At 47.3% G+C, this 25,992-nt stretch carries 25 protein-coding genes; 13 read left to right on the forward strand and 12 right to left on the reverse strand.

What is annotated here, in order from left to right; all coding sequences use genetic code 11:
* The first annotated feature begins 107 nt into the window (after positions 1-107).
* Positions 108-1,361, forward strand: coding sequence for an MFS transporter (locus KNO91_RS11130; protein ID WP_214817954.1), 1,254 nt, complete (start codon positions 108-110; stop codon positions 1,359-1,361).
* A gap of 21 nt (positions 1,362-1,382) precedes the next feature.
* Here the strand turns inward: KNO91_RS11130 and KNO91_RS11135 are convergent, their stop codons facing one another.
* The 4 genes from KNO91_RS11135 to KNO91_RS11150 form a co-directional block, all read right to left on the reverse strand.
* On the reverse strand, positions 1,383-1,679 hold the full coding sequence (locus tag KNO91_RS11135) for a DUF3817 domain-containing protein (RefSeq protein ID WP_214746837.1): 297 nt from the start codon (positions 1,677-1,679) through the stop codon (positions 1,383-1,385).
* An 80-nt stretch (positions 1,680-1,759) separates the two neighbouring features.
* Positions 1,760-2,266 (reverse strand): DoxX family membrane protein, encoded by a 507-nt coding sequence (locus tag KNO91_RS11140; RefSeq protein ID WP_214790228.1) that lies wholly within the window; start codon positions 2,264-2,266, stop codon positions 1,760-1,762.
* 178 nt (positions 2,267-2,444) lie between these two features.
* Positions 2,445-2,858 (reverse strand): pyridoxamine 5'-phosphate oxidase family protein, encoded by a 414-nt coding sequence (locus tag KNO91_RS11145; RefSeq protein ID WP_214695810.1) that lies wholly within the window; start codon positions 2,856-2,858, stop codon positions 2,445-2,447.
* A gap of 117 nt (positions 2,859-2,975) precedes the next feature.
* Positions 2,976-3,176, reverse strand: a complete 201-nt coding sequence (locus tag KNO91_RS11150) for a cold-shock protein (protein ID WP_015880427.1) — start codon at positions 3,174-3,176, stop codon at positions 2,976-2,978.
* Between the two features lie 261 nt (positions 3,177-3,437).
* Here KNO91_RS11150 and KNO91_RS11155 point away from each other — a divergent pair, with 261 nt between their 5' ends.
* Positions 3,438-5,033 (forward strand): glycoside hydrolase family 55 protein, encoded by a 1,596-nt coding sequence (locus tag KNO91_RS11155; RefSeq protein ID WP_214817956.1) that lies wholly within the window; start codon positions 3,438-3,440, stop codon positions 5,031-5,033.
* Here KNO91_RS11155 and KNO91_RS11160 read toward each other — a convergent pair.
* Together KNO91_RS11160 and KNO91_RS11165 are read right to left on the reverse strand one after the other, a co-directional pair.
* On the reverse strand, positions 4,997-5,503 hold the full coding sequence (locus KNO91_RS11160; protein ID WP_214817959.1) for a flavodoxin domain-containing protein: 507 nt from the start codon (positions 5,501-5,503) through the stop codon (positions 4,997-4,999). The two genes, KNO91_RS11155 and KNO91_RS11160, sit on opposite strands and share 37 nt — an antisense overlap.
* 103 nt (positions 5,504-5,606) lie before the next feature.
* Complete coding sequence (locus tag KNO91_RS11165; protein ID WP_214817961.1) at positions 5,607-7,256, reverse strand: glycoside hydrolase family 13 protein; 1,650 nt, start codon at positions 7,254-7,256, stop codon at positions 5,607-5,609.
* Between the two features lie 123 nt (positions 7,257-7,379).
* Here KNO91_RS11165 and KNO91_RS11170 point away from each other — a divergent pair, with 123 nt between their 5' ends.
* From KNO91_RS11170 to KNO91_RS11185, 4 genes are all read left to right on the forward strand, one after another.
* Positions 7,380-8,171, forward strand: a complete 792-nt coding sequence (locus tag KNO91_RS11170) for a helix-turn-helix domain-containing protein (RefSeq protein ID WP_214796020.1) — start codon at positions 7,380-7,382, stop codon at positions 8,169-8,171.
* 74 nt (positions 8,172-8,245) lie between these two features.
* Complete coding sequence (locus KNO91_RS11175; RefSeq protein WP_214817963.1) at positions 8,246-9,586, forward strand: globin family protein; 1,341 nt, start codon at positions 8,246-8,248, stop codon at positions 9,584-9,586.
* Positions 9,587-9,605: 19 nt separating this feature from the next.
* Complete coding sequence (locus KNO91_RS11180; protein WP_214817965.1) at positions 9,606-10,505, forward strand: class F sortase; 900 nt, start codon at positions 9,606-9,608, stop codon at positions 10,503-10,505.
* A gap of 169 nt (positions 10,506-10,674) precedes the next feature.
* The gene (locus tag KNO91_RS11185; protein WP_214817967.1) at positions 10,675-11,058 is read left to right on the forward strand and encodes a hypothetical protein; all 384 of its coding nucleotides are present in this window, start codon (positions 10,675-10,677) and stop codon (positions 11,056-11,058) included.
* Between the two features lie 45 nt (positions 11,059-11,103).
* Here the strand turns inward: KNO91_RS11185 and KNO91_RS11190 are convergent, their stop codons facing one another.
* From KNO91_RS11190 to KNO91_RS11200, 3 genes are all read right to left on the reverse strand, one after another.
* Complete coding sequence (locus KNO91_RS11190) at positions 11,104-11,811, reverse strand: ABC transporter ATP-binding protein (RefSeq protein WP_214742571.1); 708 nt, start codon at positions 11,809-11,811, stop codon at positions 11,104-11,106.
* Positions 11,811-13,448 carry an ABC transporter permease gene (locus tag KNO91_RS11195; protein WP_214817969.1) on the reverse strand — a complete coding sequence of 546 codons (1,638 nt, stop codon included), beginning with the start codon at positions 13,446-13,448 and terminating at the stop codon, positions 11,811-11,813. Before KNO91_RS11195 ends, KNO91_RS11190 begins: the two co-directional genes overlap by 1 nt.
* 132 nt (positions 13,449-13,580) lie before the next feature.
* The gene (locus KNO91_RS11200) at positions 13,581-14,642 is read right to left on the reverse strand and encodes a Fe(3+) ABC transporter substrate-binding protein (RefSeq protein WP_214790212.1); all 1,062 of its coding nucleotides are present in this window, start codon (positions 14,640-14,642) and stop codon (positions 13,581-13,583) included.
* 229 nt (positions 14,643-14,871) lie between these two features.
* Between KNO91_RS11200 and KNO91_RS11205 the strand changes: the two genes are divergently transcribed.
* Together KNO91_RS11205 and KNO91_RS11210 are read left to right on the forward strand one after the other, a co-directional pair.
* The gene (locus KNO91_RS11205; RefSeq protein WP_214790210.1) at positions 14,872-15,438 is read left to right on the forward strand and encodes a TetR/AcrR family transcriptional regulator; all 567 of its coding nucleotides are present in this window, start codon (positions 14,872-14,874) and stop codon (positions 15,436-15,438) included.
* A gap of 30 nt (positions 15,439-15,468) precedes the next feature.
* Entirely contained in the window at positions 15,469-18,621 is a 3,153-nt protein-coding gene (locus KNO91_RS11210) for an efflux RND transporter permease subunit (RefSeq protein ID WP_214817972.1), read from the forward strand.
* Positions 18,622-18,660: 39 nt separating this feature from the next.
* Here KNO91_RS11210 and KNO91_RS11215 read toward each other — a convergent pair whose 3' ends face one another.
* Positions 18,661-19,146, reverse strand: coding sequence for a P-loop nucleotide/nucleoside kinase family protein (locus KNO91_RS11215; protein ID WP_214817975.1), 486 nt, complete (start codon positions 19,144-19,146; stop codon positions 18,661-18,663).
* Between the two features lie 119 nt (positions 19,147-19,265).
* On the opposite strand from KNO91_RS11215, the gene KNO91_RS11220 reads away from it, so the two are divergent.
* The 4 genes from KNO91_RS11220 (at position 19,266) to KNO91_RS11235 (ending at position 22,132) form a co-directional block, all read left to right on the forward strand.
* Positions 19,266-19,619 carry a CidA/LrgA family protein gene (locus KNO91_RS11220; RefSeq protein ID WP_214817977.1) on the forward strand — a complete coding sequence of 118 codons (354 nt, stop codon included), beginning with the start codon at positions 19,266-19,268 and terminating at the stop codon, positions 19,617-19,619.
* The gene (locus KNO91_RS11225) at positions 19,616-20,290 is read left to right on the forward strand and encodes an LrgB family protein (RefSeq protein ID WP_214817979.1); all 675 of its coding nucleotides are present in this window, start codon (positions 19,616-19,618) and stop codon (positions 20,288-20,290) included. Before KNO91_RS11220 ends, KNO91_RS11225 begins: the two co-directional genes overlap by 4 nt.
* A gap of 101 nt (positions 20,291-20,391) precedes the next feature.
* Positions 20,392-21,630 (forward strand): peptidase T, encoded by a 1,239-nt coding sequence (pepT, locus tag KNO91_RS11230; RefSeq protein ID WP_214817981.1) that lies wholly within the window; start codon positions 20,392-20,394, stop codon positions 21,628-21,630.
* A gap of 52 nt (positions 21,631-21,682) precedes the next feature.
* Complete coding sequence (locus KNO91_RS11235) at positions 21,683-22,132, forward strand: SACOL1771 family peroxiredoxin (RefSeq protein ID WP_371816663.1); 450 nt, start codon at positions 21,683-21,685, stop codon at positions 22,130-22,132.
* Between the two features lie 38 nt (positions 22,133-22,170).
* Here the strand turns inward: KNO91_RS11235 and KNO91_RS11240 are convergent, their stop codons facing one another.
* Both KNO91_RS11240 and KNO91_RS11245 read right to left on the reverse strand, forming a co-directional pair.
* On the reverse strand, positions 22,171-23,415 hold the full coding sequence (locus KNO91_RS11240; RefSeq protein WP_214817982.1) for an MFS transporter: 1,245 nt from the start codon (positions 23,413-23,415) through the stop codon (positions 22,171-22,173).
* A 117-nt stretch (positions 23,416-23,532) separates the two neighbouring features.
* Positions 23,533-24,174, reverse strand: coding sequence for a hypothetical protein (locus tag KNO91_RS11245; protein WP_214817983.1), 642 nt, complete (start codon positions 24,172-24,174; stop codon positions 23,533-23,535).
* A 188-nt stretch (positions 24,175-24,362) separates the two neighbouring features.
* On the opposite strand from KNO91_RS11245, the gene KNO91_RS11250 reads away from it, so the two are divergent.
* On the forward strand, positions 24,363-25,988 hold the full coding sequence (locus KNO91_RS11250) for an ABC-F family ATP-binding cassette domain-containing protein (RefSeq protein WP_214790196.1): 1,626 nt from the start codon (positions 24,363-24,365) through the stop codon (positions 25,986-25,988).
* Positions 25,989-25,992: the final 4 nt, after the last annotated feature.

Below are 25,992 nucleotides of genomic sequence, written 5' to 3' on the forward strand. Positions count from 1 at the left end.
CCACCTCATTAAGTTAAATTACATTGAACTTTATGTTTACATTTCACTCAATTACCTTTATGCTAATGTTAAATCACATTTAACTATTTTGCAAAGGAGTGCTTTTGATGAAATTCTTTTCTTCCAATTTATCAATTTTATTACTCGGTAAATTTATGTCTCTGTTTGCATCCAACTTATTTACGTTCGTGGCAGGATTAACGGTGTTGACGACGACTGGATCTGGACTGCAATTCGCATTCGTCTTACTTGCAGGAACATTGCCGCGCGTTCTTTTGTCACCATTTGCCGGCGCTTATGCGGATAAGCTTGACCGAAAACGAGTCATCATTAGGATGGAGTCTTTGAATGGAGGATTATTTTTACTCGCAGGGATTGCAAGCTTGATTTGGACGTTTGAAGCACCTGCCTTTTATGTCATCACCTTCTTCTTATCCATCGTCTCCACGTTCTTATCGGTCACGATCTCGAGTTCGATTCCACTTCTTTTTAAAGAAGAAGAACTTCAACGCGCCAACTCCCTTATCCAAAGCATCATTTCCATCTCAAGTATCGGTACACCGCTTCTTGCCGGAGCACTGTTTAAACTCATACCGATTCCAGCTTTTTTATTCAGCTCAGCCCTATTCTTTATGATTGCCGCCTTGCTTGCCTCTCGACTCAAATTCCATCAGAAAGAGGTTGCTCCAACCGAACAATCCACCTGGGAAGATGTACGGTCTGGTCTCTCTTATTTAAAACAGCAACCGGTCTTATGGACAGTCGCCGTCTTAGCTGCATTTTTGAACTTCTTTTTCGTCGCGTCAGAAGTGTTGTTCCCGATTGCAGCTTTACAAGAGGTCGGTGTGTCGCCGTTTCAGTTCGGGCTACTTGAAAGCATGGTTGCCATTGGTTTTTTAGTCGCTTCTTTACTTCACGCCTTGCCGTTATTCAATATCAAACATCGCCTGTCGACTATGCGCTCTGCACTGACCATACTTAGCGTTCTATTCGTCGGCCCTGCCATTCCATTATATTTTAACTTCAACGTCTTCACTTCGATTTTCTTTTTTGCGATGTTCGCTTTACTGAGTGGTTTCTTTATCGTACGTGTCAACATTCCAGTTCAATTGCTCTTACAAACGAATACGGACCCTAACTATTTAGGTCGCGTGATCGGGGTACTCGAGTCACTTGCGATGGGCATCACGCCAATCGGATTCATCCTATTCGGGGTATTGAGTGACCTTGTTCCGGTCGCTCATCTATACACCGCCTGTATGATTGGTCTACTCTTATGTACATTCACACTCACCTATCGCATCCGTCACGATATCCAAGCAGAACGAGCAGAAGTCCAGTCGATCGAACGCATCTCGTAACGAAAAAAGACATCGAACGAATCAGTTCGATGTCTTCTCTGTTGACGGGAGTACCCGTTTTTCTAATAAAAATGGTCCGAATGGGATGACCGATGCCATGACGGCAAGCGTCAGAACTTTGAAGCCCCAACGGAAGCGCCATGCCATGTAAACGGCTGCGAGCACGTAAGCAACAAACAAGAAACCATGTGCAGCGCCGACGATGCTGACCGCGAGTGGAATACCCGCCATATATTTCAGTGGCATCGCGATGAACAGTAACAACAAGAAGGACACACCTTCTGTGTAGCCAAGCCATTTAAAATGAGTCGTAGTCATATGCGTTCTCCTTTATCTCTGTAGGCTATATCTATCGTAGCCGAAACATGAGAGGTTTGTCACAGGAGAGTGCATAAAAGTTACGAGGCTATTTGACGATTTGGTGAACGATGCAATACTTTTGTTTCGACGAAGTTGCGAAGGAACAAGCCATCGACTCCGATTTTTCCTGCGTTATGTCCAGCAACCAAAATCAATACAGATACGATCAACATCGTCGGGTTCGTACTGACCGTCCCTGAGAGCAAGAACGCCATGTTCATGACAAGACCGAAGAACGCCGCGCTACGTGTGAGTGCACCGAGCAATAACCCTAACCCGACCAAAAATTCACCATAAGGAATAAGGACATCGAATAATCCGGCGTTCGGAATCGCAAAGTTTTCTAAGAATGCAGCCCACCATCCCGCGACGGCTGGATGCTCTCCAGTCGCGAGCGTCACCGCGTTGTTTAAGAAACCTTCCGTTCCAAAGCCACCTGTGATTTTACCCCAACCTGCTGTTAACCAATGATAACCGAGCCATACACGTAACACCGTCAAGATTGCCGTAGCGATGTTATGATTTTGCCAAAATTTCGTGAACATGATGATTCCTCCCTTTCAAGAAGTTGAATAAATGAATAATGTGATTACATTCACAATATAACACCTATGTTCACTATTTCACATATGTATTTTGCTTTGTTCATGATTCGTCCATATGTACGTCACACTCTATTCACATCCAGCAAAAAGACGCCTACTCGAGGCGTCTTTGAGAAGTTTACAATGTTACTTCTTGAGGTGGCTGCCCTTTTTTGTTCATCACACGCATCGATTCTGGTTCGATTTTGAGAATGACCAATTTCGGATCGTCCGGACCATCAAACCAGCCCTCGAGTTTGTCGTTCCACACTTTTTCTTTCATCGATTCATCGTCTGACACAGTCGCTTTACCTAAGATTTCTAAGTAGGTGTCTCCCACTCCATCTCCATCATAACCAATCAAAATATGCGTATATGGATTCTTTTCTAATTCCTCTACCTTATCTGTATCATTCGAGGTTGCTGTATAGAGCGTGAAATCATCATGGAAAAATGTCATGTATCGACTATGGGGCTTCACCTTATATACGGTCGCCATCGTCCCTACATCACTTGAATCTAGGATCTTCAAAGCTGTTTCTTTTGCACTCATTCCAAATTCCTCCTTCATGATTTGTCGCTCGTATACTGTTCCCTCAAACTACACGATTAAACACAAAAAAACCTGCTCGCCGATGCGAGCAGGTATCATATTCCTTAGAAAGGAAGATTAGATTTTTTCAACGTTAGAAGCTTGTGGTCCACGAGCTCCGTCTGTGATTTCGAAAGTTACTTCTTGGCCTTCTTCAAGTGTCTTGAAGCCGTCGCCTTGGATTGCTGAGAAGTGTACGAATACGTCGTCTCCGCCTTCCATTTCGATGAAGCCGTAACCTTTTTCTGAGTTAAACCATTTTACTTTACCTGTGTTCATGAATGAACCCTCCTGAAATAAACGCTATGCGTTATAGTAGTGCCTTACTAGAAAAAACTTGACCAAAAAAAATACAAGCCTCTGGATTATCTAATGAAAAATAATCCCAAGCACTTGTGAATTATGATTCCAGCTATTCTTAATTAAGCACATATTGAATATAACACGACTAGATGCTTCTGTCTAGTAAATACTTCTGATTGCTAAAAAACAAGGTGAAACGGGTACATGCTAGAGAAGATGATGCTAGGAGGATCTATTATGAAAAACGCAAGAGAGCAACAATCAATCGCCTCGATGATCGCTTCTTATTCGGATTGGTCTGAAGACCTGATTCATCAATCACTCGAGTGGCACCGAGCGACACGCGAAAAGTCTTACTCAGCGCAACAACTGTCCATACCTTGCCGAATTCCATTGACGGAACGCATTGCTCCTGTCCAAACATCACTTCCGCTCGAACAAATCGATGGAATCGTTCGTCCTGTTTGGATGCGGCGACTCGATGCGGAATATTTGAATCTGATACAGGTCACGAAACAACGCGTCGACGTGACGGACTATGGGGCCGTCGGAGATGGTAAAACGGATTGTACCCTCGCCTTTCGTCTCGCCCTCCGTTCCAACCGTCGTGTCTTTGTCCCAGCAGGCGTGTATATCGTTCGAGGTATTCGCCTCCCTTCCAACTGTGTGCTAGAAGGTGCCGGTCAAGATGTCACGATTCTAAAACTATCCAATCGTGCCCCAAAGCATCGAAGACTGTTGCGAAACGCCACCCCATTTGCGGGAAATCATCATATCGAGGTATGTCACTTGACGCTCGATTGGAACGTTGCACGATTAGGCGATGTGAAACGTACGACGAGCGGTGACACGACATCGAGCGCTTTGACGTTTGCGCACGTGACGTATGGCTGGGTGCATCACGTGACGGCCAAGAATGCCGGACTACATGCGTTCGATATCACGTCTCCACACTATCATTATCTCGGAGATGGACTCCGCGCCGCAAACGGCAGTCGCTACATCCACCTCGACCACCTCGAGGCGACGAACTATGGCGATGACGGAATCACGACACATCATAGTGATGCTATCTATATTACCAACTGCTATTGTCATCATCCTCATGGTCGAACGCATGCCCTCGGATTCTCAAACTCGAACGGCATTGAAATCGACGACGGATCTCGACATGTCACACTCGTAAACAATAAAAGTGAAGGCTGTTTTGGCGGAATCGAAGTGAAGGCACATGGCACCTCGTCAGCCGCTCATGATGTCCATATCTTCGGACATCTCTCCGTTCATGACAATCGCTCATTCAATTTCCGCCACATCAGTCATCATTTAGCGGACGACCCCGATTCGGCGACGGCACGCTTTCTGTCTGGTACGAACTTGGTGTCCATCGAACCGGTTAGAAGTTCGCTATACGCAAAATCCTCTCCAAGAAGTCTAGTCGTCTCGGCGTATCAGGATGTCTTGATTCATGGATTGACCGCCATCGGTGACCCGACTTACGACTATGAGCAGAACCCAGCGCTTGCGATTCAATATAAGTCGAAACGCGTTCAATTACATCGCATCTCTGTGAGCGGATTTACAACGGCTCGGGCTGACCTCGAACTGTTCGGGGGAGACAACCGAACCGATGAAGTGACCATCAAAAACTTGCGATGCCACGAATCTGCGCCAATCGCTTTGAAAATAGGACGTCAGCTGGAGAACATCGCACTTCATCAAATCGAAGGGCAGAAAAAAAGTGGAGATGTACTCATCTCCACGAAAAGCCCAATCGATGTGCAAGATCTACTCGCTTACGGATTCTCAGACCGGGTGCGTTCGGACGTTTGAGCCGCCTCCACGAGCTGGTCCAATTTGTCCTCATCGAGTTCAAGCGAGCTTTCTTTCTGTTTGGCCATCATTCTCACGATTGCTTTGTCTAAAAAGCCCATTCGTTCAAAGTCATACCCGCTGCCGACGACTTCGACGAAATAGGCATGCTCGCGCAGTGCGGCACGATAGGCTTCTTCTAACTCACGAATCCGCTCTGATTCTGTCGGTGTGCCAGCACACAAATACAAAGCAAGGGGGCGCTCGAGCAAGTGTTCTTCATGATTGGTCAACCATTCCTTCATCTCGTCCTGGATGGTGCCCATCCGAATCGAGCTGCCGACGATGACGTGATCGATTGTCTCCCACATGACAATCGGCTCTTCCACGATATTTTGGACATGAACGTCTCCCGATAACCGTTCAGCGAGTAGAGACGCCACTTTTTCACTTGTCCCATATCTCGAAGAGTAAGCGATTAAAGTACCCATGTCGTTCCCTCTTTTCATGTCAGACGTTATTTATTCTATTCCCGAATCATGAAAAGAAGATACGTATGCACTCAAAAAAGCTCGCCAAATGGCGAGCTTTTCGTCACAGTTTATACACTTGTGCTTCGTAAGGACGAAGGGTGAAAGGGTCAATCGGTTCCATGTTGCCGATGACGCGTTCTTTGACGTCATATGGTAAATCACGTTGTTGTGTGTCGCCTGAGAAGTTACAGAGCACGAGCCAAGTTTCTCCTTCGAACGATCGTGTGAACGCATAGACCGCCTCATCTTCCGGGAGCAAGAGCTCATACTTCCCATAGACGACGAGCGGATTGGCTTTACGAAGCGCAATCAACTGACGGTAGTAATGGAATAACGATTCCGGGTCTTTCCGTGCCGCTTCCGCATTGATGTCGACATAGTTCGGATTGACCTCAATCCAAGGCGTCCCCGTCGTAAATCCACCGTGCGCTTCGTTCGACCATTGTACCGGCGTGCGTGAATTGTCGCGTCCCCGCTCATGGATTCCACGGAAAATCTCGTCGTGCGTTAACAACCCTTTTGATGTGTAATCACGATAGGCGTTCAACGTCTCAATATCCCGATACTGATCAATCGAATCAAACGCGACGTTCGTCATCCCAAACTCTTCGCCTTGATAAATATAAGGTGTTCCTTTTAATAGATGAAGGAGCGTCGCAAGCATCTTCCCAGAACGGACTCGATACTCAGGTGAATCGTTTCCGAAGCGCGAGATGGCTCGTGGCTGGTCGTGGTTACTCCAGTACAGGCTGTTCCACCCTTCCTCTTCCAGTCCTTCTTGCCAACGTGAGAAGATCGTCTTTAACTCGGTCAACTTCCAGTCCGTCGGATTCCATTTCCCGAAGCTGCCGTTTCCGACGTCTACGTGCTCAAAATGAAAGACCATGTTCAGTTCGTTACGGTCTTCCCCCGTATAAAGCTTCGCTTCTTCCACACTGACACCTGGCATCTCACCAACCGTGATGGTGTCGTATTTCGATAAGACTTCTCGATTCATCTCTTGCATGAATTCATGGATGCGTGGTCCATTGAAGAAGAATGGCGTACCGTCACCGTAGCCCGTTCCTTGCGTTTGACCATCCGGATAGCTTGGATCTTTGGAAATCATATTGATGACGTCCATCCGGAACCCGTCGACTCCTTTATCGAGCCAATACGTCATAAGGTCATACACTTCACGACGAAGCGTCTCACTTTCCCAGTTCAAATCAGGTTGTTTCTTACTGAAGAGGTGAAGATAATACTCATCACTTGCTTCATCATACTGCCAAGCACTTCCGCCGAAGAAAGCTCCCCAATTCGTCGGTGGCTGACCGTCTTTCCCTTTTTTCCAAATGTAATAGTCACGGTATGGGCTCTCTTTTGAAGAACGCGACTCTATGAACCATTGGTGTTCGTCAGAAGAGTGGTTGACGACAAGGTCCATCATGATTTTAACCCCGTGACGGTGTGCTTCCTCAAGCATCGCATCAAAGTCGTCCATCGTACCGAACTCATCCATGATGGCACGGTAATCACGGATGTCGTATCCGTTGTCATCGTTCGGCGAGTCATACACCGGCGAGAGCCAGATGACATCGATCCCGAGTTCTGCCAAGTAAGACATCTTCTCCGTGATTCCTTGGATATCACCGATTCCGTCCCCGTTCGAATCATTGAAGCTCCGTGGATAAATTTGATATACGACCGCTTCTTTCCACCATTGTTTCATGTTACATCCTCCTTGAAGTTCATTTCCGTTTCAACGCTTTCATCGTACTGCCTTCAAGTATGCATGACCATCCATGATATGATTAAGATATATACAATCTTGCTATTAAAAGAGGAGATTATTATGGAAATCGGCTTTTGTGGCTATTCATATCATACAACGACTTATACTTTTCCATTTGCTAACCGACTCGATACGTATCTGATTCGATTGCAGACGGAAGGAACGGCTCGGGTGGTCGTCAATGGGGAAACACTATTCACACGACCTGGTGACGTATTGATTGTTCGTCCGGGTGACTTCTATGAAATGCATGTCGACACACCCGCGAGCGGAGACTACCATATCTTTTGTACCGGATCCTTGATTGATACATGGTGGCATGCGATCCCACGGGAGCGACTGTATTCCATCACCATTGATTCCCGTCTCCTATCGCTATGGCAACACATCACGGAAGAAGTGCGTCGGCCGCCTTCTGAACAGAGCACTGGATTAATCGAAACACTCGTCCAAGCGCTCTTACTCATGCTCGATCGCGCCATCCAAGACGTTCATTCCCATGCACGACCTCCAGTCGTCTCACGCATGATGCGTTTTATCGAAGCCCACGTCACGAGTGACTTCAAAGTGGCAGACGTCGCTATAGAGGTCGGACTTAGTGTTTCACGGACCGTCCATCTCTTTAAAGAAGGGACCGGGATGACGATCATCGAATATGCACAATCGATTCGTCTACAGCTTGCCGAAGAGCAAATGCGCTATACAAAACATTCGTTAGAAACGATTGCGGAACTGTCTGGATTTCGAAGTTATCCATATTTCCACAGAATTTTTAAACGAAAATATGGCGTAGCACCAGGGGTTTATCGCACTCTTCAACAAAAAAACGAAAAAAAAATAAAAAAAGAGTGATCCATTTTTTGAACCGCTCCGTTAGATGGGTGTAAATAACGACAACACTCACTTACGAAAAGGAGCGATTACACATGAAGAAGAAGACGTTAAACAAAATCGTAGCACCGGCACTAGCCTTAGGACTACTCGTACCGGTCAACGCACAAGCGGCGGATCACACACCGACAGCAAGCACACCAGCAGGTGACCTTCGCGCCACACTCGATCAACTCTTATCTGAGCACTACGTATTAGCCGTCACATCGATGATGAAAGGATATGACGAGGCAGCAGATGCTGAGGTCGCAGATCAAGCACTCGATCAAAACGCACTCGACATGACACCAGCTATCGCTTCAATCTACGGTGAAGAAGGCGCTGCACAGTTTGAAGAAATCTTCCGTGGCCATAACGACTATTCAGATGATTTCGTAGAAGCTGCAAAATCAGACAACCAAGAACTACGTATGGAAGCTGAAGCGGAAGTCGATGAGTTCGTAGAAGAATTCTCAACATTCCTCGACGCAGCGACTGAAGGAAACTTACCGAAAGACGCAGCAGCCGATGCACTTGAACTTCATGAAGACCAAGTCCTCTCTGTATTCGATAACTATGTCGAAGGAGATTATGAAGAAGCTTACATGACGTTCCGTGAAGGTTACAAGCACATGTTCAACATCAGTAAAGCCCTCTCAGGTGCAATCGTCACACAAATGCCTGACAAATTCACGACTGGAGCTGACACACCAGCTGTTGAACTCCGCTCGACATTGAACAGTCTTGCAGGTGAGCACTTCGCCCTCGCTGCAATCGGTATGCAAAAAGGTTACGATCAAGCAGAGGACTATGACTACGTGACATGGGCAGAAGACCAAAACACACTCGACTTTAAAGCGGCCATCGCATCTGTATATGGTGACGAAGGTGCTGCACAGTTCGAAAAAGTTTGGAACTCGGATCACATCACAGCACAAGGTGATATCGTAGCCGCTACACTTGAAGGTGACGAAGCGATGATTGAAGATGCGCGTATGCGACTTGATACTTTCGCTGTCGACTTCAGCACATTCCTCGATGCAGCAACAGAAGGTAACTTACCACAAGCTGCCGGTGAAGAAGCCATCAAACAGCACGAAGCGCTTGTACTCGACACATTTGATCAATATGTCGCAGGCGATGCAGAAGCGGCTTGGATGTCATTCCGTGAAGGATATGCGTTCATGTTCGGTGTTGGTGAAACACTCGGTAACGCGATCGTGACACAAATGCCTGACAAGTTCGAAGAAACAATGATGCCTGAAGAGATGCCTGAAACAGGTCTCGGTGGTGCACAAGAACAATCAATGAACACTCTCTACGCTGGATTAGCTGTACTTGGCGGAATCTTACTCGCCTTCGTAACGCTTCGCAAACGTAAAGTGTCTGAACAATAATCAATAAGGAGGGAGTCCCATGAACAAGCGCCTTTTGTTTCTGGCGCTCTCTCTCTTTTGTTTTAGCTTCTGGACGTGGACGAGCGCCCAAGAATCGTCGTCACCACCTGTAGAAGAAAAACAAATAGAGGAGAGCCCAGATTTAACGGCTGAATTCTCACTTCTACAGGAAGAGGTGAAAAAGCTACGTTTAGCCGAGGAAGAAGAAAACGCCAAGGCCGTTACCCCTGTTCAAATCCAGATCCCTAAAATCGATGTCGACACCGCCATCGAACAAGTTGGGGTCCTAGACAATGGACAGATGGGTGTACCAGAAGATGAGAACCAGGTCGGGTGGTTCGAACCCGGTGTCACACCGGGTAGCAAAGGAAATGCTGTGATTGCCGGTCACGTCGACAGCAAAACCGGCCCGGCTATCTTTTATCAACTCGATCAACTGACAAAAGGTGATGACGTTCTGATTCAAGATGAGGCGGGAAACACCTTACGATTCCGCGTCACGAAAACAGAACGCTATGATACGAAAACCGCGCCAATCGAAGAGATTTTCGGTGCCACATCAAATCGAAACTTAAATTTGATTACCTGTTCGGGTACGTTCGGGGACGGGGGCTATGATAAACGATTTGTCGTCTATACAGAGCTTGTGGATACCGAGCTGAACGAAACTGTCGAACTCGAGACACCAACGGCAGTCGAACTAAAAGGAAACTTGTTGACATGGCACGCCGTTCGTCAAGAGAGCGTGATTGGATATCGCATCTATGAAGTCGTCGACGGAAAAGCGACTCATATCGAAAGCATTCCGTCCCATGCACGAAAGAGTATCGAAGTTGCAAGTGACAATACCACATCCTATTATGTGACTGCGATTGACCAACTTGGGAACGAGTCAAAACCGTCTCAGACAGCGAAGTAGTACGAAACGTCCTTAGCTCACTGCTAAGGACGTTTTTCTATTTCCCATGTATAGTAGATGTAGCAATACATAGATTATGTTTAGGATAAGGAGTTTACACATCATGAAGACGCAACTTTCATCACCTCTCGCAAATCAGTTAAAGAGAAGAATTCGCGCCATTTGAGGTGTGACGGATTCATATTATTGGTACCCTCTATCGACTGCCGGGCGCACCGATGTGATCGCGTTCGATAGCGATTATATTGAAGACATTGATCAAAAAATCGAGGATATTCAGCAATGGATCGCGCGTCGAGGAGCGGATGTCATCTTTGAACTACACGAGGACCGTACGCTTTGGCAAATCGATACCGCTTCCTTGGATCCTTGTTACGACGGGCGCTATTTAGAACGCTATTGGTTCGACCAACACATGAACTGGGTCATTTATGCGTCCCATGAGAGTACGATTAGCTTTGGTGGGCACGAATTGATCACGTCACTTCAGTCCTCTTGGAAAGATTGGCAGGAACACCTGTCTGATTTAGACCATCGATTCATTGAACGATGAACTCCACAAAAAAACGCACCCATTTCATCAATGAGTGCGCTGAACTTATACGAAGCAAGGAATCTGCGGATTGAACGTCTTGTTGTTCTCCGTCATGACTTGCTTTTTAATTTTGCCTTCTCCGAGGTAGACGATGCGGTCAGCAAGCGCCTCGGCATCTTCCTCATCGTGTGTCACGAAAATCGTCGTCGTGCCCGTCTGCTTCAAAAGACGGCGAAGGTCGTCGCGAATTCGATGTTGGAGTGACGTATCCAAGTTACTGAACGGTTCGTCTAGAATCAACAACGCCGGTTTCGGCGCAAGCGCACGAGCGAGTGCGACACGCTGCTGTTGTCCTCCACTAAGTTCGTACGGATAACGGTGACGGAACTCCGTCAAATTGACGAGTTCGAGCATCTCTTCGACACGCGCATTCCGTTCCTTGCGACTAAGCTTGTGAAGGCCGAATCGAATGTTCTTTTCAACAGTCATGTGCGGGAAGAGTGCGTAATCTTGGAAGACCATCCCGACGCCACGATCTTCTGGCGGCATGAACTGACAATCGTCGCAACAGACACAGTCGTTCACGACGACGACGCCTTGGTTCGGCATCTCGAGTCCTGCGATCAATCGGAGAATCGTACTTTTCCCAGAACCGCTATCCCCAAGAAGCGAGACGATTTCGCCTTTTGTAATCGAAATCGAGAACCCTTTGATTGTTTCTTCATGCGCACCTTTATAGCTAAAATGTAAATCGTTGATTTGAACAAACATTAGTCGGCCTCCTTATCAAGCACCTTATGGGAAACGAAAATCAACAGTCCACTCATGAGGACGATGACGATCGAAGCGAGTGCCGCTTCGTGAATCTTCTCATCACTCACATATTTGAACGCCTGTGTCGCAAGCGTCGAAAAGTTAAATGGTTGTAAAAAGAGCGTCAATGGTAACTCTTTCATAATATCAATAAAGACGAGGATAAACGCGCTCATGATAGCGCCTTTGATCATCGGGATATCCACGCGGAAGAACGTTTGGACCGTGTTCCATCCAAGCATGCGAGACGCTTCTGTGAACGACTTCCCGACCTTCTCGAATCCGCTCTCGATCGAGTTGTATCCGATAGCGAGGAAGCGGATGACGTAGGCAAAGATGAGCATGATGAGCGTCGTACGAAACACGAACGTCTGACTCAAGTCGAGTGCCTTAGCCATGTCGAGCACTTTGTCATCGAGCCATAAGAAGAGCGTGATGACTGCAATCGCAATCGCTGCTCCCGGAATCGAATACCCGAGCGTCGTCACCTTCGAAATGACGCGTGTCATGTTCGATGGGAATAGTCGCGTATAGTTCGCAATGATGAGTGCGAATAGCAGGATAATCACTGTTGCGATAAAAGCGACACGAACCGTATTCCAAACGAGTTGCCAAAATTCTTCCGTGAAGACCGTATCGAACGTCAGGAACGTCCAAGCCGTCAACTGCGTGAACGGAATGACGAATGCGATTGCAAAGACGATTGAGACGTAGGTGAATACCGCGTAGCGATGCCATCCTTGAAGCGGTCTCGGTTTGAGCGGCTTCACTTTCGTCGAAGCGTAACTGAACTGCTTTCGTCCCCGTACGAGCCGTTCCATCGTCAAGATGGCGATGACAAGAATCATAAGGGTACCCGCTAGCTTCAATGCCGACGACGTGTCTTTCATCCCGAACCATGTGCTAAAAATAGCGGTACTGAACGTCTGAATCCCGAAATATTTTACGACGCCATAATCGTTGAGTACTTCCATCAAGACGAGACTGACGCCACCGATGATGGCAACTCGGGAAATCGGAATGACGACGGTGAAGAAAATATCCCACGACCCACGCCCGAGAATCCGTGCGTTCTCAATCATCGAGGACGACTGGTTATGCAGGAAAGCTCGTGTAATCGTATAGATGTATGGATACAGGAACAAGGTGAAGATAAACACTGTTCCCTGAATCGACATGATATTGAAGTACGATTGATCGACGGTGATGCCGAACTGGTTCCGTAACGTCGTTTGAATCACACCCGTATAGTTTAAGATGCCGTGATACGTATACGCCCCGATATAAGGCGGGATCGCCAGCGGCAAGATGAGTGCCCATTTAAAGAAGCGACGGAACGGAAAATCATAGACGGTCACGAACCAAGCGAGGCTCGTTCCGATCACAGTCGTCAGAAGACCAGTGGCCAACATGATGAACAACGTGTTCCGTACGTAACGGGGCAACAAATACTCTTGAATGTGCTGCCAGTTCTCGTTGACCGGTGCGAACAATTCGACGAGCACGACGACTCCCGGCAAGACGATCAATAAAATCGCGAGAAAGCTGAGGATCGCCCATCCATTCAGTTGTCTTTTAACCGCGTGCCAGTTCATGTCGTACCGCTCCCGTTCTATAAACAATCAATTCCTGTCCCATCATATCAGTTTCTACGTGTCCCGTGTAGCGCTTAGGTGTGAGAAACGCAAAAACCTCCGGCCTGAACTCTCGTTCAAGCCGAAGTCATCTTACTTCCAACCCACTTCGTTAAAGATACGGATTGCTTCTTGTTGGTTTTCACCAAGTACGGAGAGGTTGATGTCTTGCTCTTTGAACTCGCCCCATGATTGAAGAAGCTCGTTCGGTTCAACCGATTCGTTGACTGGGTATTCGTAGTTCACACTCGCAAATTTCTCTTGAGCTGACGGTTCTGACATGAACTCCATCAACTTCTGAGCGTTTTCTGTGTTTTTCGATGCTTTTGTCATCGCGATACCAGAAATGTTCACGTGTGTGCCCGTTGTATCTTGGTTCGGGAAGAAGACACCGAGCTCTTCAGCGACTTTCTTCTCTTCTTCGTCCTCAGAATTCAACATGAGACCCATGTAGTACGTGTTCATGATGGCGACATCCCCTTCACCGGCGACGACTGCTTTCGCTTGGTCACGGTCGTTCCCTTGTGGATCACGTGCCATGTTGTTCACTAAGCCTTTCGCCCACTCTTTCGCTTCATCGACACCGTTCACTTCGATGAATGATGCGAGGAGTGAGATGTTGTACATGTTTTCAGACGGACGGACGAGTACTTTGCCGTTCCACTGTTCTTCTGTCAACGCTTCATACGTCGACAACTCTTCTGGTTTCACGCGATCTTTCGAGTACACGATGACACGTGCACGTTTCGTCAAACCGAACCATTCGTTGTCCGTGTCACGATATTTGGCAGGAATGTTCGACTCAAGCTCATCGCTATCGACCGCTTGGAGATGTCCTGCTTCTTTCGCTTGGTACAAGTTACCGGCATCTGCCGTAATGAAGAGGTCAGCTTCTGTGCTCTCGCCTTCAGTGTTTAAACGCTCGAGGAGTTCGTCACTCTTACCTTCCACGACGTTTACCTTGATGCCCGTTTCTTCTTCAAACTGCTTATATAATTGTTGATCGACATCGTAGTGGCGACTCGAGTAAACATTGACGACGTTCGAATCGTCTGAGCCTTCATTTGAAGTTGTCTCATCTGTGCTTGCACAAGCGGCAAGGAGCGATGTCGTTAGTGCTGCTGAAATTCCTAAAGCTGCATATTTTTTGTTCATCTGTCATTCCCCCACGTTCAATTGATTTCTCTCTTTGGTAATGATAATTACTCTCAGTACCTATCATCACTGATAATCATTCTCACGTCAAGGTTTTTCTGCAATCGCTATCACATTGAATGTACGATTTGTGACAGTTTTGAGGTTATCATTTCTTGACTTCAAAAGAATGCGGACGATATAGTGAAATCAAACAAACCGTCTGGTCGGTACAGAAAGGGGTGGAAATATGACAAACCGATCGAACGTCACAAAACAAAAGCTACTCGATGCGGCAACGGACATCATCATGAATCAAGGTGTGCATCAACTTACGTTAGACGAAGTAGCCAAAACAGCCGGTGTTTCCAAAGGTGGACTTCTCTATCACTATGCTTCAAAAGAAGCGCTAATGACCGCAATCGTTGAGCGGTTGCAACAAGAGCAGAATGAACTGTATGCCTCACTTCAACAAGAAGGTCACGGTCCAGTCGAAGCGTTCGTTCGTCTGTTCGACGAGACGAACCTGCATCCCGAACGTTCCGCCATTCACATCGATGTCGAGAAAATGATCGCATTTCTCACGCTGTTCGCCGTCGACCAAGAGTATGCAGATCGATGGAAGCAAGATTTAGATACGTTCTTCGCCCAGTTCCAAAAAACAGCCGACCCGGTTGAAACGATGATCATTCGTTATGCGCTCGAAGGCATGATGATGTCAGAACATTTTGGTGTCGGTGTTCCCCCTGCCGAGCTCAAACAAGCGATTATTGCCCGATTGATTGAGCGGGCGCACGATATCGATCGTCAATCATAAAAACAACATATATGAGGAGATTAAAAACCCATGCAGAAAATCACATCCTTCTCCGTTAACAATAAGTTTGCGGTTTGGTTGATGACAATCATCTTAACGGCCGCAGGTCTTTTCGCAGGTCTTACGATGAAGCTCGAGACGTTACCGGACATTACAACGCCGACCGTCTCAGTCACAACCATTTATCCAGGAGCATCCCCTGAGCAAGTACTCGAAGAAGTCAGTACCGTTCTCGAAGAACGCCTGCAAAGTCTAAATGGTGTGGAACAAGTTCGTTCTTCATCGTTCCAAAACGCTTCGAACATCCAAATCGATTACGACTTCAGTACAGATATGGATGAAGCGGAACAGCAAGTCAAAGACGCGTTAAGTAACGTCGAACTACCGGAATCGGCACAAGAACCTCAAGTGTCACGCCTTAGCTTCGACGCTTTCCCGGTCATCGGGGCCGCCATCTCGGATGAGAGCCTGGACTTGGCTGAATTGACGAAACTCGTCGAGGAAGAAGTCCAACCCGCTCTTGAAGGCGTGGAAGGCGCACAAACCGTACAAATTGCCGGACAAGAGATTCGCCGCGTCGAACTTCAATTCGACCAAGAAGCGCTCGCTGAATACAATTTGACAGAAGACACGGTCAAACAATTGATTCAAGCGAACGATGCGCGAATCGCCCTTGGTTTGTATGAGTTGGGTGACACGGAGCAAGCCGTCGTCATCGACGGAAAGTCGGAGACACTCGAAGCGTTCCGCGATATCCAAATCCCTTACTCACCAGCACAATCAGCACCGGCGACACCGTCTGCTCCGACGGAATTGCCACCTGGTCAAACACCAGACGTACCGACAGAGGTCCCGACGGAAACACCATCGGCATTGCCGCCGAACGTCCCAACGACAGTTCCGACTGTCGCGTTGAGTGAGCTTGCTACCATCGAAGACAAAGGAATCGAAGAATCGATTTCCCGCTCGAACGGCGAACGCTCAATCGGCGTACAAGTGACGAAGACGCAAGACGCGAACACGGTAGATGTCGTCAATGCCGTCAAAGAAGTATTGAATGACTTCGAGGCAGAATACGATACGGCGAATGTATCGATCACACTTGACCAAGGACAACCGATTGAAGAGTCGGTCGAGACGATGTTATCGAAAGCATTGCTCGGTGGTCTATTCGCCATCCTGATCATCTTAGTGTTCTTGCGTAACTTCCGATCGACAATCATCGCTGTCATCTCGATCCCGTTGTCGCTTCTCATGGCACTCATCGTGTTGAAACAATTGGACATCACGTTGAACATCATGACACTCGGTGCGATGACCGTCGCGATTGGACGTGTCGTCGATGACTCCATCGTCGTCATCGAGAACATTTACCGTCGACTCACACGGGCGAACGAACCACTTCGCGGTAAAGAATTGATTATTGCGGCGACAAAAGAAGTGTTCATCCCAATCGCCTCGTCGACCATTGTCACGATCGCGGTCTTCTTACCGCTCGGTTTTGTCACAGGATTCGTCGGTGAGTTGTTCTTGCCGTTCGCATTGACTGTCGTCTTCGCCCTCCTCGCTTCGTTACTCGTGGCGATTACGGTCGTACCGATGATGGCCGACTCGTTCTTTAAGAACCGCGATAAGTTGAAGCCGGAAGAGGGTCCAGGTAAGCTCGCGGAATGGTATCGCGGCGTCTTGAACTGGTCACTCAACCATAAACTCGTCGTTTTCGGTCTCGCGACCGCCCTATTGATTGGTAGCTTCGCGTTAGTCCCAGCAATCGGGGTCAACTTCTTGAATCAGGATTCGGAGAAGACGCTATTCGTCACGTTCGACCCAGAACCTGGTCAAACGCTTGAAGATTCGATTGCCGCAGCAGAAGTGGCTGAAGAATATTTCATGGAAGAACAACCGAACGCAACGGACGTTCAATTTACAGTCGGTGGAGAGAATCCGCTGAACCCTGGAAACAACAAACAAGGAATCTTTATCGTCCAATACGACCCGGATACGGAAGACTTCGCGGATGTGAAGTTGGCTGATATTGAGAAGTTGAACGAACTCGCCTCAAACGGGGAGTGGAAAGAACAAGACTTCTCAGGTGGCGGCGCAACGAGCGGTGTCACGTATAACGTCTACGCCAACTCGCTTGAAGATTTAGAAGCGATCGTGCCGACCTTCATCGAAACGATTGAAGAAGAAACGGATTACGTCCGTCAGGCAACGTCAGACTTACGTGAGTCGTACGTACAATACACGTTCAACGTCGACCAACAAGCCGCTGCAGAAGCCGGTGTGTCAGCAGGTCAAATCGCACAAGTCATCAGCCAATTCCAGGCACCAGAAAGTCCACTTGCGAGCGTGACGGTGGATGACAAACAGTTAGACGTCATCATCCCGAACGAACAAGTGACGTATGACAGTGTGGATGATTTAGAAGCACAAGAAATCACGACACCGTTCGGTCCACGCCCGATCTCAGACTTCATTGAAATCGAAGAGGGCACGACACCGGACACACTCGTCGAGCGCGACGGAAAACTGCTCGCACAAGTGAGTGTCGAACTCAGCACGGATAAAGCGACGGAAGCATCGGCCGCGATTGAAGAACGCGTATCAGAGATCGAACTTCCATCTGGCGTATCGTATGATGTCGGCGGCGTAACGGAACAGATTCAAGAGTCGTTCACGCAGCTCGGTCTTGCGATGCTCGCTGCGATTGCCATCGTGTACTTGGTTCTCGTTATCACATTCGGCGGTGCCGTCACGCCATTCGTCGTGTTGTTCTCACTTCCGTATGCGATCATCGGGGGACTTGTGGCCCTTCTCATCACAGGTGAAACGATTTCGGTATCTGCCTTGATCGGAGCACTCATGTTGATCGGGATTGTCGTCACGAACGCCATCGTCTTGATCGACCGCGTCATTCATAAAGAAGAAGCCGGTTTATCAACACGTGAAGCATTGCTGGAGGCAGCAGGTACACGCCTTCGTCCAATCTTGATGACCGCACTCGCGACAATCGGTGCACTCGCACCGCTCGCACTCGGTCTCGAGGGTGGCGCGCTCATCTCGAAAGGTCTCGGTGTCACCGTGATCGGCGGACTCACAAGTTCGACGCTTCTCACGTTGCTCATCGTACCGATCGTCTATGAGTTCTTCGCACGATTCCGTAAGAATAAACAAGCGTAAGCCTAAAACATGCGTAGCGGATACACCGCTACGCATGTTTTATTTTTCAATGATATGTAGGTGTTCCGTATCATCTGGAGCTTCAAAAAATGAAGTCACGTGATGAAAGACTTCTTCCGTATCAAATGCGACTCGTCCCGGTTCCATGATGCGACGTTTCTGAATCTGTCGAAGACATTGTTCATCACTTCGGTTGAGATAAATCAGACGGTGATTCGCCCCAGCATTTTCTGACAATTGTAAAAACCAAAATCGTGACGCTTTTGTATTTGCCGGGAAATCCATCACTACATGTATACCGAGTCTCAACAACTGTTGTACATGGGATTCAATAAGGGGCTTCAGCAGCCTAGCATGCTTTTGGTAGTCCTCAAATGTATGAATTTGATTCGGATATAACGTAGATAACCATTCATCTTCAGATAAGAGAACCGCTCGTTGTTCAGAAGCCACTTGCTTGGCCATCGTCGATTTTCCAGCCCCCATTTTTCCACATAAAAAATAAAGTGTTCCCTTTTCTTCCATCGTTCTATCTTCCTCCTCTTCATCAAGTAGAATAAACGTATCATACCCTTTTCTTGACCAATAACGATGAATTTGAGAAGATTCATACGTTTTGAATGACGCGAAAGGAAGTCATATAAATGAAATTATTTAAATGGATCATCGGACTCTCACTCTTGTTTGGGTTGAGCACGCTCGGCAACTGGATCGTTGAAGCGTTCTCCTGGAAAGTACCTGGCAGTGTCATCGGCATGGTGCTCTTGCTCGTCCTCTTACTGACAAAAGTCATTCGCGTGGAGTGGATTGAAGACAGCGCTGGATATTTGACGAAGCATCTCGCCTTCTTCTTTATCCCGATTGCCGTCGGTCTCATGGCGTACGGTACGTTGTTAAAAGCCGCCGGCATCCCGCTTCTCCTCACGTTACTCGCCAGCATGGCGGTCGGAATGATTGTGACGGCGCTCGTTTCCGGGAAAGAAGGTGAGGCATCATGACATACGTTTGGATTGGGTTGACGATTCTCGTGTATACGCTTAGTCGGCAACTCTCTAAAAAATGGGCATCCCCGTTCACCAATGTCGTCTTCTTAAGTACAGCCATTTTGATTCTCTTGTTACTCGTGACGGGACAGTCCTATGATACGTATAAACCGGCTACCGATATCATCACGATCTTACTCGGTCCAGCGACGGTCGCCCTCGGATTGCCACTCTATCGCAACCTACCTGTGTTACTCGCTCGGGCAAAGCGAGCATTAAGTGCGATTGTTATCGGGTCTCTCTCCACGATTTTTGTCGCTGTGCTCTTTGGGAAGTTGTTTTCGTTTACCGAAAACGTTTTGATTGCGCTATCGGTCAAGTCGGCCACATCCCCAATCGCCCTCGAGTTGGCTCGACAACTAGAGGGGGATGCGACACTTGCGGCCTCAATTGCCGTCGCCTGCGGTATTTTAGGTGCGATGCTCGGACCGGTCTTGTTGACGTGGATCCGTATGGACGACCCGTTCACGCGTGGACTTACGCTCGGCACCATCAGTCACGGGATTGGAACTGCTCAAGCAGCCACTGAACATCCGCTGTCTGGTGCAACAGGTGGTGCTGCGATGGGATTGACCGCCATCTTCACATCGTTCATCTTACCCATTCTATATCCGTTTCTCTTTTGAACAGGTCACGCCCACTTCATCGATGGGTGTGACTTTTTTGTTTCGACTTCGAGCGCTCGTGATAAACTAATGAAGATGAAACTTTTAGAGGAGGGCAATCCATGCAAGAAAAATTAATTGAACGCTTAATGACTTACGCGAAGATCGATACACAGTCTGACTTCACGAGTACGACAACACCATCGACGGCCAAACAATGGGATTTGATTCGTCATTTGGAGAAAGAATTAAAAGAACTCGGACTGACAGATGTCGAGACGGATGAATACGGCTATCTATTCGCCACACTTCCAAGTAACGTCGATTATGACGTCCCGACAATCGGATTCCTTGCTCACGTGGATACAGCGACCGACTTCACAGGAACGAACGTGTCACCTCAACTCGTTGAGCATTATGAAGGTGGCGACATTGTCTTGAACGAGTCATTGAATGTCGTCTTATCACCAAAGGACTTCCCGGAACTTGATGGGTATGTCGGGCATACGCTCATGACAACCGACGGCACGACACTCCTCGGTGCGGATGATAAAGCAGGGATCGCTGAAATCGTCACAGCTGTCGAATACTTATTGGCCCACCCTGAGATTCCACACGGGACGGTTCGCATTGCCTTCACACCAGATGAAGAAATCGGACGTGGACCACATAAATTCGATGTCGCCCGTTTTAATGCGGACTTCGCTTACACGATGGATGGGGGACCGCTCGGCGAGTTGCAGTATGAAAGCTTCAACGCAGCGGGTGCGACCGTCACCTTCCACGGAACGAACGTACACCCAGGTAGCGCGAAAAACAAGATGGTGAACTCGATGAAGCTCGCGATGGCTTTCCAAAACCGTTTACCGGCTGATGAGGCACCAGAGCGTACGAGCAACTACGAAGGATTCTTCCATTTGAACGGCTTCAATGGGGATGTGGAGAAGACGACACTTCAATACATCATTCGCGATCACGACAAACAGAAGTTCGAAGCACGTAAAGCATTGATGGAGAAACTTGTCCTCGAATGGAAACAAAAATACGGGGAAGAGCGGATCGAGCTCAAGATGGAAGATCAGTATTACAACATGGCCGAGAAAATCGAACCCGTGAAACACATCGTCGATACCGTCGCTGACGTCATGCGCGGCCTTGGCATCGAACCGAAGATTGAACCGATTCGTGGTGGAACAGACGGATCGCAACTTTCTTACATGGGTCTTCCGACACCAAACATTTTCACGGGTGGCGAAAACTATCACGGGAAGTTCGAATATATCTCTGTGAACAATATGGAAAAAGCAACAACCGTCATCATCGAAACACTTCGCACATTCGCGAAGCGTGCACAAGCATAACAAATGCGCCTCCAATCGTTCTCTTTTACACTAGAGACATTGGAGGCGATTTTTGATGAAACATACATTTAGCATGAACCTCGGCTGGGATGGCGGACGAAATGACGTCGGTACCCTCGAGGCCGAGCGGTTAAAGACACAGATTTCAATCCCACCCGAAATGGACGGTCCCGGAGTCGGTACGAATCCGGATGAGATGTTACTCGGAGCCGCGGCCACGTGTTATATCATCACACTCGCAGCCGTACTCGGACGAAGTGACTTGACTCACCGTGGCATCACGATTGATGCGGAAGGCATCGTCGATGTGACGAACGGTATCTTCACCTATGAGACGATTCGCTATGAGACAACGATTCAAGTACCTGCAGAGATGACGGATCGAGAAATCACGCTAGTCGAGCGCATTGCGAAAAAAGCGAAAGATCAATGTATGATTTCACGCGCACTCGCAGGAAATGTGGCGTTTGAATTGAATACGACTGTTGTACGAGTCGACTAATGATAAAAGGAGCCGCTTCTTAGAAAACGGCTCCTTCTTCATGAAATATTTTTGATTGGTTGATCTGACTCTGAGTAATACGTTGTAGAGGATGATCGAAAGACGAAATAGAACTGAATCATACTTAAAATCAAGATGAAGCTCGCCGCAAAGAGGAGCGTGATTCGTAGCTCTACAATATCGCTGAATAGTCCTACGAGTAACACCCCAATCACTTGTAAGATACTTTGAACCATGCCATATACACTTGCAATCCTTCCTGTCATCTCTTCTGGTAGATTATTTTGATAAAATGTAATAAAACCCGCACCTGAAAATGCATTAAAAAAGCCTAATATCAGAAAACCAACTAGAGTCATCCAAAAAGAATGTGATAAGGCATAAATCATATAGCCGACGGCAACAAGCACCGATCCCACTCCAATCAACCATTTGATCGACAAGAATCGAGTAGCTGACGCGACGACTAATGACCCGACTACAGCACTCAGCCCTGTCAAACTAATTAAAAGACCATATTGAGCTTCGGATAAACGTAGCGTTTCTTGTGTGAACACCACTTCCTGTGCATCCATCGCGAACGAGACAATTACCATTCCTTGAAACAGCATATACATACCAAAAATAAATACATTCGATCGACTGAACGTCCATACTTTCTTCCAATCCGTTTGAACCGTTTGTATCGAAATATGCGCTTTAGACGTTGTTGGCTTCCATTCAAACTGAGGTAATCGTGTTAATAAAATTGCCGAAAAGAAAAAGGATGCAGCGTTTATCCATATCGCGACACTTGTTGTTGACACGAGAACAAGGGCTCCGGAGAGGGCGGGACCAATCAAAAATGCACCTGACGTGATTGCTTGTCGGTAAGCATTAAATTGTTTGCGTCTTGTCGTCGGAATCAATTTTGTCATGTATGAAAATGATGAGACTTCAAAAAAAGATTTTGCGACAGCAAGCAGATACAAACTTCCATACAACAGCCATAACGATTCCATAAAAGGAATTCCAATTAATAAAACTCCCCGAATAACATCCGTCCAAATCATTATATTTTTTAGAGACGATCGATCAACGATACTTCCAATCCAGAACTTTGTCATGACTGAAGCGAGTGGACCAATCATCCACAGACCTGCGACAGCCATCGCTGAATCCGTCAGGCGATAAACAAAAACATTGATTGCTACTAGATATATAAAATCCCCCATACTCGAAATACCAAGTGCCGTTAACAACGAACCTGTTTCAAAACGATGTTTGTTTTCTATACGAGTCATATGCTTCCCCTTTACCTGCAACCTCGCTACCCACTTCACTTTTTATTTTTACTTGAGCGCATTTGCAGAATATGTTGTTTGAATCAAATATGAGCGGCGACCAAACTCTTCGAAGTATCAGCTACCTTGTTGATCGACAATCTCACCGTTCACAGAAATTCCTCGTACAACCGCGTCTTCTCCAATTTGAAAATAATATCGGTACGGGCCTTTTTGAATCACCGTTGCCTCGGTGAACGTATTGTCGTGATGAGATTTTATTTCAATCGTATCGATTTCTGGATTGTTCACTTCTCCAAATCCCACATTGAAAGAATGTTCGACGTTTCCGGCTTCATCGTATTCTCGTAAAAATGTGCTATATGAGGTGAAATTGTCGTTTTCATAGTGCGTCCACCCTCTTGGTCCTAGAAGCTCCCACCCTTCCTCGTTATTCCCCTCAAAGAACTGGACGACTAGTGCCTCCATCTTATTTTGAAACTCACTATTATCTTGAAACTCTATGACATCTTGGAACTCTGCTGGATCTGGAATCGTCGTGTACATGACGATGGTCACCCCATCGTGACGGGTTGTATAAATCAATTTATTCATGTCATAAGTGAGACCCTTAGCCAACGCCTCGTCAAAATTATCATATTTCCCAAACTCAAACTTCCCCACCTCAAACGCTTGAAGTTCACTCTTCAATAGCGAATTCACGATACTTGAACTGACCACAACGAATAGGATGATCAACCAAAGTCTAATTTGTTTCATAGTATCCCCCATTTTATTCACGTTCATTTCGTTCTACATAATATTTCCATCTTACGGTGTAGAATCCTCTATCATGATGCACAAGTTGATCTTTAACGTTTGTGAATCATGACGTGACACTGCGCGATTTTTAAAAACGTGATACAATACACGTCGTAAACTAATCAGAAAAACGAGGGATACCATACATGATTACAGTAAATAACGTCAGCCTACAATTTGGCGGCCGCAAGTTGTTCGAAGACGTGAACATCAAGTTCACACCAGGCAACTGTTACGGATTAATCGGTGCAAACGGTGCCGGTAAATCGACATTCTTAAAGATTTTATCAGGTGAGCAAGATACGACGACGGGTGATGTGAGCATCACACCGGGTGAGCGTCTCGCCGTCCTCAAACAGGACCACTATGCGTATGAGGACAGTGCTGTTCTCGAGACCGTCATCATGGGTCACGAGCGTCTTTATAGCGTCATGAAAGAAAAAGACGCGATTTATATGAAAGAAGATTTCTCAGACGAAGACGGCATGCGTGCAGCTGAACTCGAAGGCGAATTCGCCGAGTTGAACGGTTGGGAAGCAGAGTCAGAGGCGTCGATGGTTCTTCAAGGTCTCGGAATCACAGAAGCGCTTCACCAGAAACAAATGAGCGAACTCACAGGTGGCGAGAAAGTCAAAGTCCTTCTTGCCCAAGCACTCTTCGGTAAACCAGACATCTTGCTTTTGGACGAGCCGACCAACGGACTTGACCTAAAAGCAATTCAATGGTTGGAAGAGTTTTTGATCAACTTTGAAAACACAGTCATCGTCGTTTCCCACGACCGCCACTTCTTGAACAAAGTCTGTACGCATATGGCAGACCTCGACTTTGGAAAAATCCAATTGTACGTCGGGAACTACGACTTCTGGTATGAGTCAAGCCAACTTGCTTCACGTATGGCTTCAGACCAGAACAAGAAGAAGGAAGAGAAGATCAAAGAACTCCAAAACTTCATCGCGCGCTTCAGTTCGAACGCCTCAAAGGCGCGTCAAGCGACGTCGCGTAAGAAGTTGCTCGATAAGATCACACTCGATGACATTCGTCCGTCGTCACGTCGTTATCCGTTCGTCGGATTCACGATGGAGCGCGAGATCGGGAACGATGTTCTCTATGTCGACAACGTATCGAAGACGATCGATGGCGTAAAAGTACTCGACAATGTCACGTTCTCACTCAACAAGACGGACAAAGTCGCATTCGTCGGTCGTTCGGACGTTGCCATCACGACACTCTTCAAAATTCTTATGGGTGAGATGGAACCAGATACAGGTTCGGTCAAATGGGGCGTGACGACGACTCAGTCGTACTTCCCGAAAGACAACTCGGAATACTTTGAGGGCTCGGAAAAGAGCATCCTCGACTGGTTGCGTCAGTTCTCACCAGCCGATGAGTCAGATACGTTCCTTCGCGGATTCCTTGGTCGCATGCTCTTCTCAGGTGAAGAAGTCATGAAGAAAGCGTCTGTCCTCTCAGGGGGAGAAAAAGTACGCTGCATGCTCTCGAAGATGATGCTCTCGAACTCGAACGTGCTCGTCCTCGACGATCCGACGAACCACTTGGATCTTGAATCAATCACTGCACTTAACAACGGTCTCGAGTCGTTCAAAGGCGTGCTCCTCTTCAGCTCACATGACCATCAGCTCATCTCGACGATTGCGACACGCATCATCGAAGTGACACCGAACGGCATCGTGGATAAAGAAGCAACGTACGATGAGTACTTGGAGAACGAAGCGCTTCAACAACAAGTTGAATCACTCTACCAAAACGCATAATAAA

It is taken from the genome of Exiguobacterium sp. s59, from assembly GCF_018617475.1.
GTDB classification, from domain to species: Bacteria; Bacillota; Bacilli; order Exiguobacteriales; family Exiguobacteriaceae; genus Exiguobacterium; species Exiguobacterium aestuarii.